At 71.5% G+C, this 16593-nt stretch carries 13 protein-coding genes; 3 read left to right on the forward strand and 10 right to left on the reverse strand.

Translation table 11 applies throughout. The features are described from left to right. Positions 1–403: 403 nt before the first annotated feature. Positions 404–1411 (reverse strand): stage II sporulation protein M, encoded by a 1008-nt coding sequence (locus ABZT74_RS32530; protein WP_356172135.1) that lies wholly within the window; start codon positions 1409–1411, stop codon positions 404–406. 130 nt (positions 1412–1541) lie between these two features. Between ABZT74_RS32530 and ABZT74_RS32535 the strand changes: the two genes are divergently transcribed. Further along, positions 1542–2663, forward strand: a complete 1122-nt coding sequence (locus tag ABZT74_RS32535) for an RDD family protein (RefSeq protein ID WP_356440824.1) — start codon at positions 1542–1544, stop codon at positions 2661–2663. A gap of 92 nt (positions 2664–2755) precedes the next feature. On the opposite strand, the gene ABZT74_RS32540 is transcribed toward ABZT74_RS32535, so the two are convergent. Together ABZT74_RS32540 and ahcY are read right to left on the reverse strand one after the other, a co-directional pair. Beyond that, entirely contained in the window at positions 2756–3406 is a 651-nt protein-coding gene (locus ABZT74_RS32540; protein ID WP_356440827.1) for a hypothetical protein, read from the reverse strand. A 100-nt stretch (positions 3407–3506) separates the two neighbouring features. Continuing rightward, positions 3507–4964, reverse strand: coding sequence for an adenosylhomocysteinase (gene ahcY, locus ABZT74_RS32545; RefSeq protein ID WP_356172141.1), 1458 nt, complete (start codon positions 4962–4964; stop codon positions 3507–3509). A gap of 461 nt (positions 4965–5425) precedes the next feature. Here ahcY and ABZT74_RS32550 point away from each other — a divergent pair, with 461 nt between their 5' ends. After that, positions 5426–7525 carry a fructose-specific PTS transporter subunit EIIC gene (locus ABZT74_RS32550; RefSeq protein ID WP_356440830.1) on the forward strand — a complete coding sequence of 700 codons (2100 nt, stop codon included), beginning with the start codon at positions 5426–5428 and terminating at the stop codon, positions 7523–7525. A 101-nt stretch (positions 7526–7626) separates the two neighbouring features. On the opposite strand, the gene ABZT74_RS32555 is transcribed toward ABZT74_RS32550, so the two are convergent. The 7 genes from ABZT74_RS32555 to ABZT74_RS32585 form a co-directional block, all read right to left on the reverse strand. Beyond that, a complete protein-coding gene (locus tag ABZT74_RS32555) occupies positions 7627–8607 on the reverse strand; it encodes a cation diffusion facilitator family transporter (protein WP_356172147.1) in 981 nt (326 codons plus the stop codon). Positions 8608–8749: 142 nt separating this feature from the next. Beyond that, positions 8750–9901 (reverse strand): mannose-6-phosphate isomerase, class I, encoded by a 1152-nt coding sequence (gene manA, locus ABZT74_RS32560; protein WP_356172150.1) that lies wholly within the window; start codon positions 9899–9901, stop codon positions 8750–8752. A 204-nt stretch (positions 9902–10105) separates the two neighbouring features. Next, positions 10106–11233 carry an SIS domain-containing protein gene (locus ABZT74_RS32565; RefSeq protein WP_356172152.1) on the reverse strand — a complete coding sequence of 376 codons (1128 nt, stop codon included), beginning with the start codon at positions 11231–11233 and terminating at the stop codon, positions 10106–10108. A gap of 294 nt (positions 11234–11527) precedes the next feature. Beyond that, positions 11528–11698, reverse strand: a complete 171-nt coding sequence (locus ABZT74_RS32570) for a Trm112 family protein (RefSeq protein ID WP_078943765.1) — start codon at positions 11696–11698, stop codon at positions 11528–11530. Positions 11699–11888: 190 nt separating this feature from the next. Next, positions 11889–13256, reverse strand: a complete 1368-nt coding sequence (locus ABZT74_RS32575; RefSeq protein WP_356172155.1) for a phosphomannomutase/phosphoglucomutase — start codon at positions 13254–13256, stop codon at positions 11889–11891. Positions 13257–13415: 159 nt separating this feature from the next. After that, on the reverse strand, positions 13416–15032 hold the full coding sequence (locus ABZT74_RS32580; protein ID WP_356172158.1) for an L-lactate permease: 1617 nt from the start codon (positions 15030–15032) through the stop codon (positions 13416–13418). Between the two features lie 277 nt (positions 15033–15309). Continuing rightward, on the reverse strand, positions 15310–15789 hold the full coding sequence (locus ABZT74_RS32585; RefSeq protein ID WP_356172401.1) for a DUF3499 domain-containing protein: 480 nt from the start codon (positions 15787–15789) through the stop codon (positions 15310–15312). Positions 15790–16050: 261 nt separating this feature from the next. Here ABZT74_RS32585 and ABZT74_RS32590 point away from each other — a divergent pair, with 261 nt between their 5' ends. Beyond that, a complete protein-coding gene (locus ABZT74_RS32590) occupies positions 16051–16500 on the forward strand; it encodes a metallopeptidase family protein (protein WP_356440871.1) in 450 nt (149 codons plus the stop codon). Positions 16501–16593 lie beyond the last annotated feature (93 nt).

Below are 16593 nucleotides of genomic sequence, written 5' to 3' on the forward strand. Positions count from 1 at the left end.
GTTTCCGACTCTATCAGACCGTTTCCGTATCCGATTTCCTCGGCGCTTTCCAGGTTTTCGCTTTCGCGTTTCCCTTTCCGGCGAGTCCGACTCTACCAGATCCTTTCGGACCCGATTTCCTCGGTGCTTTCAAGTTCCGCGCTTTCGCGCTTTCCTTTTCAGCGACTCCGACTTTATCAGAAGGTTTGGGCCTGACTTACCGGCGACCATTTCTGAATCATCAGGAGGGGGGCTTCTTCGAATCGACGTGTCGACTACTTGGAGAAGCTCGCAGACTCTAACCGTTGCCGCCGGACGTGTCCAGTTCTAGGCAACTGTTCTAATCTACCTCCCCGAACAACCCGTGTCAACGGGTCCCTTGGGGCGAAGAGGAGACTAGCAGCTCAGCGGAGGCGTCCGCACATCAGGCGGCCACGGGGAGAGTGGCGCTGCGCTCGGAGGCTTCGACGTCACCGGTGTTGCCCGAGCGGACCGCACGGCCGCCGAGCACGTAGACGTACAGGAGGAAGGCCAGTTCGGCCGCGATCCCGATACCGATGCGCGCCCAGGTGGGGAGGCCGGAGGGCGTGACGAAGCCTTCGATGGCACCCGAGATGAAGAGGACCAGCGCCAGGCCGACGGCCATTCCGAGGGCGGCGCGCCCTTCTTCCGCGAGCGCCGTGCGTCGGGAGCGCGGGCCCGGGTCGATGACCGTCCAGCCCAGTCGCAGGCCGGTGCCCGCGGCGACGAAGACGGCCGTCAGTTCCAGCAGGCCGTGCGGAAGGATCAGGCCCAGAAAGGTGTCCAGGCGGCCGGCCGATGACATCAGGCCGATGCCGACACCCACGTTGAGCATGTTCTGGAAGAGGATCCAGAGCACCGGGAGGCCCAGGAAGATCCCGAGGACCAGGCACATGGCCGCGGCCTGGGCGTTGTTCGTCCAGACCTGGGCCGCGAAGGACGCGGCCGGGTGACTGGAGTAGTAGGTCTCGTACTCGCCGCCGGGGCGGGTGAGGTCGCGGAGCTGGCTGGGCGCGGCGATCGAGGCCTGGACCTCCGGGTGCGCGGCGATCCACCAGCCCAGGAGGGCCGCTATCGCCGTGGACAGGAGGGCCGTGGGCACCCACCAGTGGCGGGAACGGTAGACCGCGGCCGGGAAACCACGGGTCAGGAAGCCGGTGACATCGCGCCAGGAGGCTCGGCGCGTGCCGGTCACGGCGCTGCGCGCGCGTGCCACGAGTTGGCTGAGCCGGCCGGTGAGCTGCGGGTCGGGGGCGCTGGACTGGATCAGCGAGAGATGGGTGGCCGTTCGCTGGTACAGGGTGACGAGTTCGTCGGCCTCGGCTCCGTCGAGGCGGCGCTGACGGCGCAGGAGGGCGTCGAGTCTGTCCCACTCGGCTCGGTGGGCGGAGACGAAGACGTCGAGGTCCATCGGTTTGACTGCTCCTCGGCTGCTCGTCGGCGGCTCTTGGTCGATGTCAGCTTGTCTTACTGCGGCGCGATGTGCGCTCAGCTTGGCAGACTGGCGGTTCTCGGGGCAGGTCAGGGGAAGGGCGGCACGTGTGAGTGAGCTAGTGACGGGCGAGGCGGTGGCGCTGGAGCTGCGCCCCGCGAAACTGCCGAGCCGGGCGCTGGCCGTCGTGCTCGACCTCGCCGCGGCGGTGGTGGTCTACCTCGTCGTGACGATCGGGCTCGTCGCGGCGACCGCCGCGTTGGACGACGCGGCGCAGGTCGCCCTGTCGATCGCGAGTTTCCTTCTGGTCCTGGTCGGCGTGCCCATCGCGGTGGAGACGCTCAGCCATGGCCGGTCGCTGGGGAAGCTGGCGTGCGGGCTGCGGGTGGTGCGGGACGACGGCGGGCCGATCCGGTTCCGGCACGCGCTGGTGCGCGGAGCGGTGGGAGTCGTCGAGATCCTCATGACGTTCGGCATCGTCGCGTGCATCGCCTCTCTGGTGTCGGAGCGCGGCCGGCGGCTCGGTGACGTGTTCGCCGGCACTCTCGTGGTGCGTGAGCGGATTCCCGTGGGGCGTATGCCGCGTGTGCCTCCGCCGCCGCCCTGGCTCGCGGGACGGTTCGCCGAGCTCGATCTGTCCGCGGTGCCGGACGGGCTGTGGCTGGCCATCCGCCAGTATCTGACGCGGATGGGGCAGTTGGATCCGCGGGTGGGCGGTGCGATGGCGGAACGGCTCGCGATGGATCTCGCCACGCGTACGGGAACGCCGCCGCCGCAGGGTGTGCCCGCGGGTGCGTATCTGGCGGCCGTGGTGCAGGAGCGGCAGGCCCGTGAGGCCCGTCGGGTGTTCGGAGGCGGTCCCGCCGTCGGAATGCCTCAGCCCTTTCCTGGCGCACATCCCTTCCCGCAGGGTCCTGGCGGCCACCCCCAGCCGGCGGGGCACGGCGGATACAACCCGCCCCCCACGAACACCGGCTACGCCCCGCCCCCTGCTTCTGCCGGCTATCCCCCACAGGGAGGTCACGGCGGCTACGCCCCTCTGTCGCTGGGGAGTGGTGAAGGTCCCGGTCGGCACGCTTCCGACGGGTATCCCGTTGTGGCGCAGGCTCCTGCCGGTTCACAGCCCGATCCGGCCCGGGCAGGTCAGGATCGTGCGGAGGGCCCGGGGCAGCCGGCGCGTGAGCCCGGGCAGGGCGAGCGGCCGGGGACCGGCTTCGCCCCGCCCGGCTGAGCGTTCTCGCCGGCCGACGGCTCCGGTTCCTCATGGGCGGATCCCGCCGTCCACGCCGGGCATCGTCACCGCCGCCTCGTCGTGAGGTGCGCTCAGCTGAACGCCGACGGCGGTGACTCGAGGTCCTCCAGCTCGATGCCGGGAGCCGCGAGCACGACGTCCCCGGCGATGTGGACGGCGTGCTGCTCCCCCGTGTCCAGGGCAGTGACCTGGTATTCGTCCACGGTCAGGGGACCGTTGTCAGTGCTGTGTGTTTCGCTTGCGATCAAGGCCCAGGACTGGTCGAGGGTGCGCGGGGCGAGTACCAGGCCGGTGAAGGAGACGAGGCGTACGCGGGTTGCCGCGGTGACGGCGGAAGGGGTGAGGCGCAGGAGGCGGGCGGTGGCGACGAGGAACGCGGGAGAGGTGCCGGTGAAGGCGTGGGCGGCCACGTTTCCTTCGGTCGCCTCGATGCCGGCGGGATCGGTGCGGACCCAGGTGACGCCGTCGATGGCGGCGCCGCGCACCTGCCAGTTCGCGGAGTGGAGTTCGAGGCGGATGGGGCGGCCGAGTTCGTCGATGGCGAGGTCGACGGAGCCGGTGACGGTGTTTTCCAGGGGGCGGCCGTCGGGGCCCGTCGTGGAGGGGGCGGTGAGTTGGGCGACGTAGCGCCAGCCGGAGGGGCCGGGCGCGCAGTGGAAGTGCTCTTCACCCAGGGGGGTGTGATCGTGCGGATCATGGAGCGAATAACGGCCGCGGGGCATGGGCGTTCAGGTCCTCATCGGGGACAGGCCCCCGCCGGGAGGGCGAGGGCCTGCTGACATCCGGACGCCGAGCGGTGGTACCGCTGCTCGGCGGGTGTGCTCAGTAGCGGTAGTGGTCCGACTTGTACGGGCCCTCGACCTCGACACCGATGTACGAGGCCTGCTCGGGGCGGAGCGTCGTGAGCTTCACGCCGAGCGCGTCGAGGTGGAGACGGGCGACCTTCTCGTCGAGGTGCTTGGGCAGCACGTAGACGTCGGTCGGGTACTCCTCGGGCTTGGTGAACAGCTCGATCTGGGCCAGGGTCTGGTCCGCGAACGAGTTCGACATCACGAAGGACGGGTGTCCGGTCGCGTTGCCCAGGTTCAGCAGGCGGCCCTCGGACAGCAGGATGATGACCTTGCCGTCGGGGAACTTCCAGGTGTGGACCTGCGGCTTGACCTCGTCCTTGACGATGCCGGGGATCTTGGCGAGGCCGGCCATGTCGATCTCGTTGTCGAAGTGGCCGATGTTGCCGACGATCGCCTGGTGCTTCATCTTGGCCATGTCCGCGGCCATGATGATGTCCTTGTTGCCCGTCGTGGTGACGAAGATGTCCGCCTTGTCGACGACCTCGTCGAGGGTCGTGACCTGGTAGCCGTCCATCGCCGCCTGCAGGGCGCAGATCGGGTCGATCTCGGTGATGATCACGCGGGCACCCTGACCGCGCAGGGACTCCGCGCAGCCCTTGCCCACGTCGCCGTAGCCGCAGATGACGGCGGTCTTGCCGCCGATGAGGGTGTCGGTGGCGCGGTTGATGCCGTCGATCAGGGAGTGGCGGCAGCCGTACTTGTTGTCGAACTTCGACTTGGTGACGGCGTCGTTCACGTTGATCGCCGGGAACAGCAGGGTGCCGTCACGGTGCATCTCGTACAGGCGGTGGACGCCGGTGGTGGTCTCCTCGGTCACGCCGCGGATCTCCGAGGCGAGCTGGGTCCACTTCTGCGAACCCTCGCTGATGGTGCGGTTGAGGAGTTCGAGGACGACGCGGTGCTCCTCGTTCTCGGCGGTGTCGGCCGAGGGGACCTTGCCGTCCTTCTCGTACTTCACGCCGTTGTGGACGAGGAGGGTGGCGTCACCGCCGTCGTCCAGGATCATGTTCGGGCCGCCGGTTGGGGTGTTCGGCCAGGTCAGCGCCTGCTCCGTGCACCACCAGTACTCCTCCAGGGTCTCGCCCTTCCAGGCGAAGACCGGGACACCCTGGGGGTTGTCCGGCGTGCCGTTCGGGCCGACCGCGATGGCGGCGGCCGCGTGGTCCTGGGTGGAGAAGATGTTGCAGGAGGCCCAGCGGACCTCGGCGCCCAGGGCGACGAGGGTCTCGATGAGGACGGCGGTCTGCACCGTCATGTGCAGGGATCCGGTGACGCGGGCGCCGGCCAGGGGCTGCGCCGCGGCGTACTCACTGCGGATCGACATCAGGCCGGGCATCTCGTGCTCGGCGAGGGTGATCTCCTTGCGGCCGAAGTCGGCCAGTGAGAGATCGGCGACCTTGAAGTCCTGTCGGCTGTCGACAGTCGTCATGACGAGCTGCTCCTCGGATTCGGGGCGAGTTGGGCTGTTCTGCGCGGCGGTGGACACATACGCATGCCCGGGAGGGGCACGGACGTGCCCCGGCAGGACACAGGAGTGCCCGGTGCGCGCAGCGCAGTCCGTCGGAGGCCCTCTCTCCCTCGGCCGGTCCGCGGTGGGACCGCCCGACCGCCATCAGCAGCGACGTCTGGCTCAGTCACCCAAGCTACACCGGTGAGCCCGCCCGCCCCCAGTCCGCCTCCGGAAGGGACGCTGTCGAGGGGCGGCGGCCGAGGTGTCCTGCCGGTGCCCCGGGAAGGGCTACAGCGGCCCGATTCGCGGGCGCCAGCCTGCGGATTCGGTGATGTTCGGCGTCTTCGATCGTGGGCAGGGGTGTCGCCAGTGCTCGGCGGGCGTCCGAAAGGCCCGCGTGACCTAGGCGTCCAGGACGCCGTAGGCGTTAGGAGATCGACGTGACCAGTCCGGCCGGCCCTCCCCCCACGGGCGACGACGGTGACGAGCGGCAGCGGTTGAAGCTGCTGGCGGTGACCGCGTGCCCGACCGGCATCGCCCACACGTACATGGCGGCGGAGAAGCTCTCGCAGGCCGCGGAGCGCCTCGGGATCGACATGAAAGTGGAGACACAAGGATCCATCGGTGCCGAGAACGTCCTCGATGACAACGATGTCAGAACCGCTGACGGGATCATCGTCGCGGCGGACAAGGACGTGGACCTCAGCAGGTTCGCGGGCAAACGGGTGATCACCGTCGGGGTGGCGGAAGGGGTCCACCACCCCGAGCGGCTGATCGAGCAGGTTCAGTCGGCGCCCGTGCACACCTCGGACGGTCCTTCGCCGACGTCCGGGACGGGCAGCGGCGGCGGCAAGGAGCGGAGCCTGCCGTACAAGGCGCTGATGAACGGGGTCAGCTACATGATCCCGTTCGTCGTGGTCGGCGGGCTGCTCATCGCGATATCCCTCTCGCTCGGCGGACACACCGACCCCTCCGGCGGTCTGGTCATCCCGAAGGACTCCTTCTGGATGGACGTCAACAACATCGGTGTCATCGGCTTCACGCTGATGGTGCCGATCCTGTCCGGCTACATCGCCTACGCGATCGGCGACCGGCCCGCGCTCGTGCCCGGCATGATCGGCGGGTGGATCGCCAACACCGGCGCGCTGTACGACTCCAAGTCGGGCGCCGGGTTCATCGGAGCGATCGTGACCGGGTTCCTCGCCGGCTATCTGGTCCTGTGGATCAAGAAGGTCAAGGTCCCGAAGTTCGCCCAGCCGATCATGCCGATCATCGTGATCCCCATCGTCGCGACGACGGCACTCGGCCTCTTCTTCGTCTACGTCATCGGGAAGCCGATCTCGTGGGTCTTCGAGCACCTGACCAGCTGGCTCAGCGGGATGACCGGGACCAGCGCGGTGCTGCTCGGCGCGATCCTGGGCCTGATGATCGCGTTCGACATGGGCGGCCCGGTCAACAAGACGGCCTTCCTCTTCGGCTCCGGTCTCATCGCGACCGGCAACCAGACCGTCATGGGCATGTGCGCCGCCGCGATTCCCGTGATGCCGCTCGGCCAGGGCGTGGCCACCCTGATCCGCAAGCGCCTCTACACCGAGCAGGAGCGGGAGACGGGACTGGCCTCGCTCTTCATGGGCTGCTTCGGCATCTCCGAGGGCGCCATCCCGTTCGCCGCGGCGCGGCCCGCGCAGGTCATTCCGGCGAACATGCTCGGCGGTGCCGTGGCCGGTGCGGTCGCCGGACTCGCCGGTGTCGGTGACGCGGTCCCGCACGGCGGGCCGATCGTGGCGGTGCTGGGCGCCGTGGGCGGCGTACCGATGTTCTTCGTGGCCGTCGTCGTCGGTACGGCGGTGACCGCGCTGACGACCGTCACGCTGATCGACATCAGTGAGCGCCGGCGGCGCGGCGAGGTGCTGATTCCCTCGGCGCGGACGCCCGAGCCCGCGCTCGCCGGTGCGGTCGCCGCCGGCGGGACCGGCGCGGGTCCGGGACCGGGGCTCGCCGGATCGTCGAAGGGCGGCGACTCGGCTGCCGTGTCCGCCCCTCACGGCTCTGGGACGGCGGCCACCGCTGTCGCCGACGAGCCCGAAGTCCTCTCCGGGTATCTCACCGAGGAGACCGTCCGCGTCCGGCTCGCGGCCGAGGACAAGGAGTCCGCGATCCGTGAGATGGCCGGACTGCTCGCCGCCACCGGCAAGGTCCGTGACGTGGATGAGCTGGTGCGCACGGCACTTCGCCGGGAGGAGCAGGGCACCACGGGCCTCGGCGAGGAGATAGCGATCCCGCACGCCAAGACGGACGCGGTGAGCGCCCCGGTCGTCGGGTTCGCGCGCTCCGACGCGGGCATCGAGTGGGGTGCGCCGGACGGGACCAGGGCCCGGCTGGTGTTCATGATCTCCGTACCGGAGGCCGCCGCGGGCGACGAGCACCTGCGGATTCTGGCGTTGTTGTCGCGCAAGCTGATGGACCCCGCGTTCCGGGATCGGCTGACGGACGCGGCGGACGAGCGGGCGGTTGTCGGGGTGCTGGCGGAGATCGAGTAGCGCGCACCGAGCGGTCGGCGGCACGCGCTGCGGTCGGCCGCTGTACGGCGTCGGGGCCCGCCCGGGATCTCAGGCGGGCCCCGGCGTCGTAGGACGGGAGGTCAGTGGTCGGACGGCGCCTGGGCCGGTCCGCCGGGGGTGGCGTCGCGGTCGGCGCCCTTGGTGGCCTCCGCCTCGCTGTAGATGTCCGGCTCCAGGTAGATCACCCGGGCGATCGGGACGGCGTCGCGGATGCGGGCCTCGGCGGCGTTGATCGCGGAGGCGACCTCGGTGGCCGTGTCGTCGTGCCGGACGGCGATCTTCGCGGCGACGAGGAGTTCCTCGGGGCCGAGGTGGAGCGTGCGCATGTGGATGATGCGGGTGACCGTGTCGCCGTCGACCATCGCGGCCTCGATCTTCGCGGTGTTCTCCGGGCCCGCCGACTCACCGAGCAGCAGTGACTTGGTCTCGGCGGCGAGGACCAGGGCGATCAGGATGAGCAGGACACCGATGCAGACCGTGCCGACGCCGTCCCAGGTGCCGTCGTCGGTGAGCAGGGCGAGGCCGACGCCGCACAGGGCGAGGACCAGACCGATGAGCGCGCCGAAGTCCTCCAGGAGGACGACCGGCAGCTCGGGGGCCTTGGAGCGGCGGATGAACTGCGACCAGGAGTGCGTGCCGCGGATCTGGTTGGACTCCTTGATGGCCGTCCGGAAGGAGAAGCCCTCGGCGATGATCGCGAAGACGAGGACACCCACCGGCCAGTACCAGTGCTCGATCGCGTGCGGGTGCTTGATCTTCTCGTAGCCCTCGTAGACGGCGAACATGCCGCCGACCGAGAACAGGACGATGGAGACGAGGAAGGCGTAGATGTAGCGCTCGCGGCCGTAGCCGAACGGGTGCTCCGGGGTCGCCTCGCGCTGGGCCTTCTTGCCGCCGATCAGGAGCAGCGCCTGGTTCCCCGAGTCGGCGAGCGAGTGGACGCCCTCGGCGAGCATCGAGGAGGAGCCGCTGAACGCGAACGCCACGAACTTCGCTGCCGCGATCGCGAGGTTGGCACCGAGTGCCGCCACGATCGCCTTGGTGCCGCCTGAAGCGCTCATCTGCTCCTGCTGTCCCTTCGTACGCCGTCCGGACCCCGTTCGTACCCTCGTACCCCGGTCCGGGCTTTACCCGCCCTTTGCGGTGGGTCATTCTTGCAGCCCGGACCGGCCACGGGCGTCCCAGGTCCGGGCTGTCGTCCCGTCAGGCCACCACTGTCGCACGGAAGATCGTGCCGGACCCGGACACTTCGGCCTTTTCGTCGGCCGGTACGAACACCGAGCGGCCGGGCGTGAGATCGATGCCGTCGGCGCGGACGGAGCCCGCCGTGCACAGCAGGATCTGCGGGGTGTCGCGGGTGAGGTCGCGGGGGGCGGCGCCCTCGGCGAGGGCGTAGCGGGAGAGGCGGAACTCGTCGATGGGGGTGGCGTAGAGCTCCTCTCCGTCGGAGGACGCCTCGGGGCGCAGGATGCCGGGATCGCTCGCCTCGAAGCGGACCACGCGCAGGAGTTCGGGGACGTCGACGTGCTTGGGGGTCAGACCGCAGCGCAGGACGTTGTCGCTGTTGGCCATGATCTCGACGCCCAGGCCGTTCAGGTACGCGTGCGGGATGCCGGCGCCGAGGAACAGGGCCTCGCCGGGCTGGAGCCGGACGTGGTTGAGGAGCATCGCGGCGATGACCCCGGGGTCGCCCGGGTAGTGGTGGGCGAGGTCGGCGTACGGGGCGTGGTCGCCGCCGAGGCGGGCGCAGGCGGCCGTGGTCTCGGTGACCGTGTGGGCCATGTCGTCGGGGTCGGCGCTGAGGACGGCCGTGAGGACCTCGCGCAGGGCGGCCTCCTCGGGGTGCGCGCGCAGCAGGTCGACGTACGGCTTGAGGGCGTCGACGTCGAGGGCGGCGAGGAAGTCGGCTGCCGCCTCGGGGGCGCGGAAGCCGCACAGTCCGTCGAACTCGGTGAGAGCGCAGATCAGTTCGGGCTTGTGGTTGGCGTCCTTGTAGTTGCGGTGCGGGGCGTCGATCGGGACACCGCGGCTCTCCTCGTCCTCGTAGCCCTCGCGGGCCTGTTCGAGGTCGGGGTGGACCTGGAGGGAGAGGGGGGCGCCGGCGGCGAGGAGCTTGAGGAGGAACGGCAGGCGGGGGCCGAACTTGGCGACGGCGGCGCGGCCGAGTTCCCTCTCGGGGTCCTCGTCGACGACCTCGTCGAGCGGACCGCGCTCGGTGCGCGAGGGCGCGCCCGGGTGCGCGCCCATCCACATCTCCGCCTGCGGCTCACCGGTCGGCTCCACGCCGAGCAGGTGCGGGATGGCGGTGGTGGAGCCCCAGGCGTAGGGGCGGACGGTGTTGTCGAGGCGGTCCATCGGTGTCTTCTTCTCCATACGTGCGCTGCGCGGCCCGCTCCGTGCGGTGGGCCGGTGGGGAGGCGTGGCGTCGGGTTCCGGTCGTGGGCCCCGGCGTCCGGGGGCACCGGTCGCGGGTCCCGCCCCGGGTCCTGTCGTCACTCCGCGTCGTTCGCCCGGAGAACGCGCGGGCGCCGCCGGGGGAAGGTGACGGCAGGTTCCAGGTCAGGCCCCCGAGGCGAGCGCCAGGTAAACGGCGGCGAAATCCGTGGTGGCGATCAGCTCGGCGAGGGTCTCCAGTTCGCCGCCCTCCTCGGGTTCGAGCTCGCTGATCGCGGTGTCGTGGGTGAGGGCGAGTTCGCGGGCGGCGGGGGCGGCGCTGATCCCGCCGATGGGGCGGTCGCGGAGCAGCACCACGCGCGCGTGCAGCGCCTGTGCCTCCTCGACACGGTCGCGGAAGAAGTCGTCGGGGTCCGCGCCCGCGGCGAGGGCTCCCGCGAGGAGCACGCTGTGCGCGGTGAGGGCCTCGGGGAGTTCGGCGGTCAGCGCGGGGCGGCCCGCGAGTTCGGCGAGCGCGGCGGTGAAGCGGCGGCCCGCCGGTCCGGCGGAGGTGCCTTCCGTCCAGATCACCGGGAGGGCCTCGGCCAGTTCGACGGCGAGGGTCTTGGCCGGGTTGCTGTAGGCGGCGATCGTGGGGCCGCAGCGTTCGGCGACGTGGTCGAGGCGGTCGGCGACCTTCTGCAGGGCTTCCGGCGGGGCGGAGACGAGCCCGGTGCGGTCGAGGAGCACGAGCAGCGGGGTGAGCAGCGCCCACAGGACGCCGGGCGCGGAGGCCGCGAACGGCTCCTCCGGTTCGTACGGGGCGGTGGCCATCGGGATGAAGAGGCCGTGGATGCCCGCCACCCAGCCGGAGAGGGGGGAGCCGGCGGGGGCCACGGCGGCGACGGTGCTGCCGCGCCGGTAGGCCTGCTCGATGAGGAGGTCCAGGCCGGGTTCGCTGCCGTCGGGTGTGGCGATCAGCAGGAGGTCGACGGGGCCGGCCCAGCCGGGCAGTTCCCAGCGCAGGGCGCCCGCGGCGGGTGCGACGCCCTGGGGGGTGAGCCGCGTGACGGGGCAGCTCGCTCCGACGAGGGTGCCGAGGAACTCGGCGACGCCGGTGGCGGCCATGCCGGGTCCGGCGATCATGACGGCGCGCGGCCGGCCGTCCGGCTTCAGCTCGGAGATCCCGGCCTCGGCGGCGTGCCGGACCGCGGTGCGCACCCGGGCTCCCGCCTCGGCCGCGCCGCGGAGCAGGGCCCGCCGGTCGGCCCGGGCGAGTGCGTCGGGGTCGTCGAGCAGCGATTCGTCGAGCATGGGGTCGGGAGCCTCCGATCGCCGGGGCGGCGTCTGCGCCGGCCGCCGGTGTCGCGTGCACGGGGTCGCTCGCGCGAGGTGCCGAGCGGCGCTGGGTCGGACCGGGGACCGGCCGGGTGCTGCGGCGTCGGTCGCCGTGCGGGACGGGGGCGTCGCCGGTGTCCCGCGCGGACGACGACGGCGCTGTCGCTTGTCGTCGCTTGTTGTCGGGCTGGTGTCGTTGCCGCGCCGTCGGCCCGCCCGTGCGGACGGGGACGGCGCCGCGGGGGCCTCCCGTGCGGGCGGCCGTGCCGGTCAGGCGGGGCGGCGGGCCTCGTCGACCAGGAGGACGGGGATGCCGTCGCGGACCGGATAGGCGAGGCCGCAGTCCGCTCCCGTGCAGATCAGCTCGGTCTCCTGCTCCTTGAGCGGGGCGTGGCAGGCCGGGCAGGCGAGGATCTCCAGGAGGCCGGCTTCGAGCGGCATGGGGTGTCCTTCCGAAACAGTGGATGCGGCCTGGTCAGGGTACCGCTGCGGGGAGCCCGGCGCGGGGGCGCGGGGGCCTGTTCGTCGGGCGCGCGGCCCGCACCGGCCAGGGCCTGTCCGGCACTTCCCGCATGTACGCGCCTGGTGTGCGCGAGGCCCGGCGCGCCCGCGGCGCGCCGGGCGGGACGCCTCAGCCCCGGATGATGGCCAGCACCTCGTCGCGGACCTTCGTCATCGTCGTCTCGTCGCGGGCCTCGGCGTTGAGGCGGAGGAGGGGTTCGGTGTTGGAGGGGCGGACGTTGAACCAGGCGTCCTCGGTGGTGACGGTCAGGCCGTCGAGTTCGTCGATGGTGACGCCCTCGCGGCCCTCGTAGGCGGCGCGGACGGCGGCGAGGCGGGCGGCCTGGTCGTCGACGGTGGAGTTGATCTCGCCGGAGCCGGAGTAGCGGTCGTACTCCGCGACGAGGCCGGAGAGCGGACCGTCCTGTCCGCCGAGCGCGGCGAGGACGTGGAGGGCGGCCAGCATGCCCGTGTCGGCGTTCCAGAAGTCGCGGAAGTAGTAGTGGGCGGAGTGTTCGCCGCCGAAGATCGCGCCGGACGTGGCCATCTCGGCCTTGATGAAGGAGTGGCCGACGCGGGTGCGGACCGGGGTGCCGCCGTGCTCGCGGACGACCTCGGGGACCGACCAGGAGGTGATGAGGTTGTGGATGACGGTGCCGCCGCCGTGCTTGGCGAGTTCGCGGGCGGCCACCAGCGCGGTGATCGCGGACGGGGAGACCGGCTCGCCCCGCTCGTCCACGACGAAGCAGCGGTCGGCGTCGCCGTCGAAGGCGATGCCGAGGTCGGCGCCCTCCTCGCGGACACGCTTCTGGAGGTCCACGATGTTCGCCGGGTCGAGCGGGTTGGCCTCGTGGTTGGGGAAGGTGCCGTCCAGCTCGAAGTACATCGGGACGAGGTCCAGCGGCAGCCCGGCGAAGACGGTCGGGACGGTGTGTCCGCCCATGCCGTTGCCCGCGTCGACGACGACCTTCAGGGGGCGGATGGAGGTCAGGTCGACGAGCGAGCGGAGGTAGGCCGCGTAGTCCTCCAACGTGTCGCGGCTCGTGATCGTGCCGGGCGTCGCGTCCGAGGCCGGGGCGCCGGAGCCGGAGTCGAGCCAGGACTCGGCGAGCCGGCGGATCTCGGACAGACCGGTGTCCTGGCCGACGGGGGCCGCGCCCGCCCGGCACATCTTGATGCCGTTGTAGCGGGCGGGGTTGTGCGAGGCGGTGAACATGGCGCCGGGGAGGGTGAACGCGCCCGACGCGTAGTAGAGCTGGTCCGTCGAGCAGAGGCCGATCTCGGTGACGTCGACACCGCGGGCGGCGGCTCCACGAGCGAAGGCCCGGGACAGTCCGGGCGAGGAGGGCCGCATGTCGTGCCCGATCACGATGGCGTCGGCTCCCGTCACCTGGACGAAGGCGGCACCGAACAGTTCGGCCAGCGGCTCGTCCCACTGGTCCGGGACCACCCCGCGCACGTCGTACGCCTTCACGAGCTGCGACAGATCAGCAGTCACGGGCCAACCCTCCAGAAGTCCACTTCGGTCGGCCCAAACTACCCTTCCGCGCCGGCGAGGTGCCGTACCGAGCCCCGGTGGAGCACCACCGCGACCTGCGGAACCGTCCCTTCTCGGCCGGGAGGGGCGCTTCCGCCCCGGGACGGGTCCGCGAGCGGCTCACGGAAGCATCCAGGACAGCACCGGCGAACTCTGTCCGACCACGATCAGACACATCACCAGCAGGAGTCCGAGGCTCCAGGGCAGGACCTTGCGGAGCAGGTCGCCCTCCCGGCCCGCGAGTCCGACCGCCGCGCAGGCGATCGTGAGGTTCTGCGGCGAGATCATCTTGCCGAGGACACCGCCCGAACTGTTGGCGGCCGCCAGGAGTTCGGGCGACAGACCCGACTCCTTCGCGGCGCTCACCTGGAGCGCGCCGAAGAGGGCGTTCGCCGAGGTGTCGGAGCCGGAGACGGCCACGCCGAACCAGCCCAGGACGGGGGACAGGAAGGCGAGCCCGGCCCCGGCGGCCGCCACGAACTGGCCGATGGTGGCGGCCTGCCCGGAGAGGTTCATGACGTAGGCGAGCGCCAGCACGGACGTCACCGTGAGGATCGCGAACCTCAACTCGTGGACGGTCGCGAGCCATTCCCGTACCGCCACGCGTGCGTGCACCCCGAGCACGACGGCGGTGCACACCCCCGCGATCAGGACGAGCGTGCCGCCGGTCGCCACGATCGGCCAGGTGAAGACGTTCCCGCCCACCGGCTTGCCGCCCGGGCCGACTACGTCCAGGAAGGGCCAGTCGAACGTCCGGGTCGCCCCCGCCAGCCAGTCCTTCACGACCGGGATCTGCGCGACCGAGAAGATCACGACGATCAGGGCGTACGGGGCGTAGGCGCGCAGGACTTCGCGGCGCGGGTCCCGTTCGTCGAGGTCCTCGCTGCGGGTGCCGGTCAGGACCGAGGCCCGTACGGACTCGGTGGCGGGCACGCGCGCGCGGGGCACGGCGACCAGGGCGGCGGCACCGGCCAAGGCGGCGGCGATGTCGGCGAGTTGCGCGGAGAGGTAGTTCGAGACGGCGAACTGGGCGGCGGCGAAGGCGACTCCGCACACCAGGGCGGGCACCCAGGTCTCCCGGAGTCCGCGCCTGCCGTCGACCAGCCCGACCAGCACCAGGGGCACGACCAGCGCGAGCAGCGGGGTCTGGCGGCCCACCACGGAGGCGACCGAGTCCAGTGGCAGGCCGGTGACTTGGGCGAGGGTCACGACCGGTGTGCCCATCGCGCCGAAGGCGACCGGGGCGGTGTTGGCGACGAGGGCGACGACCGCCGCGCGGACGGGGTCGAAGCCGAGGGCGACCAGCATCACCGAGCAGATCGCGACGGGTGCGCCGAAGCCGGCGAGGGCTTCGAGGAGCGCGCCGAAGCAGAACGCGACGACGAGCGCCTGGATGCGCGGATCGTCCGAGAGCCGTCCGAAGGAGCGGCGCAGGATGTCGAAGTGCCGGGTGCGGACGGTCATCCGGTACACCCACAGGGCGTTGACGACGATCCACAGGATGGGGAAGAGGCCGAACACGGCTCCCTGGGCGGCGCTGGAGAGCGTCTGGCCGACCGGCATGCCGTAGGCGAGCCAGGCGACGAGTGCGGCCGCCAGGAGGCCGGTCAGGCCCGCCAGGTGGGCCTTCACGCGGACGCCGCCGAGCAGGACCAGCACGACGACGAGGGGCAGGGCGGCCACGAGGGCGGACAGGCCGAGCGAGTCGGCGACGGGTTCCAGCTCCTGGACGTACACGGGTGCCTCCCCGGGATTCCGTGATGCGAAAGCGGTTTCTCACGGCAGACGGAATCGTCGTGTCCGCGACAACTTCACGTCAATGGGTGTGCGTCGCTCGGTGGAATCGGGGAGAGGCGGGCAGGGCACCCGGAACGGTGCCCGCCGCCCTGCCGGGTCGGTGGGCGGGGTGGGGACGGGGACGGGGGCGGGAAAACGTCAGCACTCTGAGCGCGGGGGCCGTGCAGGGCTTCCGGGGCGGCCGCGAGAGGCGGACCGGTGAGCCCCGGAGGGACGCTCAGTTGTCCGGCGAACGGAGGACCCGCAGGTGGCCGCGGCGTGCGACCTCCATCGGGTCGGCCGAGCGGGCGCTGCCGCCTCCGGCTTCGGCCGTACGCCGCTGCGGGCGGGCCGCCTCGCGCACCGCGTTCGCCAGCGCCTCCAGGTCGTCACCGCTCGGACGGGCGGGACCCGAGGAGTCGGCGAGCCGCACGACCTCCCAGCCACGCGGCGCGGTCAGGCGCTCGGAGTGCTCGGCACACAGGTCGTAGCAGTGGGGTTCGGCGTAGGTGGCGAGCGGGCCGAGGACCGCGGTCGAGTCGGCGTAGACGTACGTCAGCGTCGCGACGGCGGGCCGGCCGCAAGCGGTGCGCGAACAGCGACGTACAGGGCTCACGACGTTGGACGGTACCGCACTCTTGAGCGGGCCGCGACGACTCTCCCCCAGGTCACCCCACCGTGTCGTCCTGTGAGACCGCTTACACCACTTTTCGATCATCACCCCCTGACCTGGGGGGACATCACCGCCGACGGCACCGAACAGGCCTGTGTCCGGTCACCACTTGGCACAAATCATGTCAATTGCCATGTCAGAGACGGTCCTGGAGAGATACGGAATCGAGCCCGACCTTGGCCGGAATGGTCATCGGGCGACATCCGGAACAGAAGCCGGACCACCGGGCGTCGGCCGGGCGGGCGGTGATCCGGCGCAGCGTGGGGCCGGGCGGCCGGGCCGGGCGGGGACTACTCTTCGTCAGTGATGGACAACCCCGTACCGCCCCGCGCCGCACCAGCCGGTCCCCGCCGACGTGACCGCCATGGCCGAGGCATGCGCGGCCCCGTGGCACCGCCCCAGGTGCCGCTCGCGGCGAGCCGCGCCGAAGTGTTCGCGGACCTGGTGCAGGACTCCGTGGAGCGGCTGGAGCGACACTGGCCGCAGCTCGCCGACATCGACTTCATGGTCCTCGAAGTGCCCCGCCTGGAGGGCCCGGGCGACGAGTGGAGCGACGAGGCGGTGCCCCTGGGCGGCACGGTCGCCGCGCGCGAGGGCCGTCCGGCGCGCGTGGTGGTCTACCGCCGGCCGGTCGAGATCCGCACGAAGGGGCGCGACGAGCGCGCGGCCCTGGTGCACGAGATCGTCGTCGAACAGGTCGCGGAGCTGCTGGGGCTGACGCCGGAGACGGTCGATCCGCGGTACGGCGAGGACTGAGCGCGGGGCGGGACCGTCCCTGACCGCGTCACCCGACCGCGTCACCGCCCGGGATAACCCGCACGGATCACCCGCACGGGGTCACCCGCACGC

This window comes from Streptomyces sp. NPDC005302, assembly GCF_040607345.1.
In the GTDB taxonomy this organism is placed as follows: domain Bacteria; phylum Actinomycetota; class Actinomycetes; order Streptomycetales; family Streptomycetaceae; genus Streptomyces.

What these genes read in the sequence shown, in the direction of transcription:
- ABZT74_RS32530 (WP_356172135.1), bottom strand. Translation starts at nt 1,411, where the DNA reads ATGGACCTCGACGTCTTCGTCTCCGCCCACCGAGCCGAGTGGGACAGA.
- ABZT74_RS32540 (WP_356440827.1), bottom strand. Translation starts at nt 3,406, where the DNA reads ATGCCCCGCGGCCGTTATTCGCTCCATGATCCGCACGATCACACCCCC.
- ahcY (WP_356172141.1), bottom strand. Translation starts at nt 4,964, where the DNA reads ATGACGACTGTCGACAGCCGACAGGACTTCAAGGTCGCCGATCTCTCA.
- ABZT74_RS32555 (WP_356172147.1), bottom strand. Translation starts at nt 8,607, where the DNA reads ATGAGCGCTTCAGGCGGCACCAAGGCGATCGTGGCGGCACTCGGTGCC.
- manA (WP_356172150.1), bottom strand. Translation starts at nt 9,901, where the DNA reads ATGGACCGCCTCGACAACACCGTCCGCCCCTACGCCTGGGGCTCCACC.
- ABZT74_RS32565 (WP_356172152.1), bottom strand. Translation starts at nt 11,233, where the DNA reads ATGCTCGACGAATCGCTGCTCGACGACCCCGACGCACTCGCCCGGGCC.
- ABZT74_RS32570 (WP_078943765.1), bottom strand. Translation starts at nt 11,698, where the DNA reads ATGCCGCTCGAAGCCGGCCTCCTGGAGATCCTCGCCTGCCCGGCCTGC.
- ABZT74_RS32585 (WP_356172401.1), bottom strand. Translation starts at nt 15,789, where the DNA reads ATGATCGAAAAGTGGTGTAAGCGGTCTCACAGGACGACACGGTGGGGT.
- ABZT74_RS32590 (WP_356440871.1), top strand. Translation starts at nt 16,051, where the DNA reads ATGGACAACCCCGTACCGCCCCGCGCCGCACCAGCCGGTCCCCGCCGA.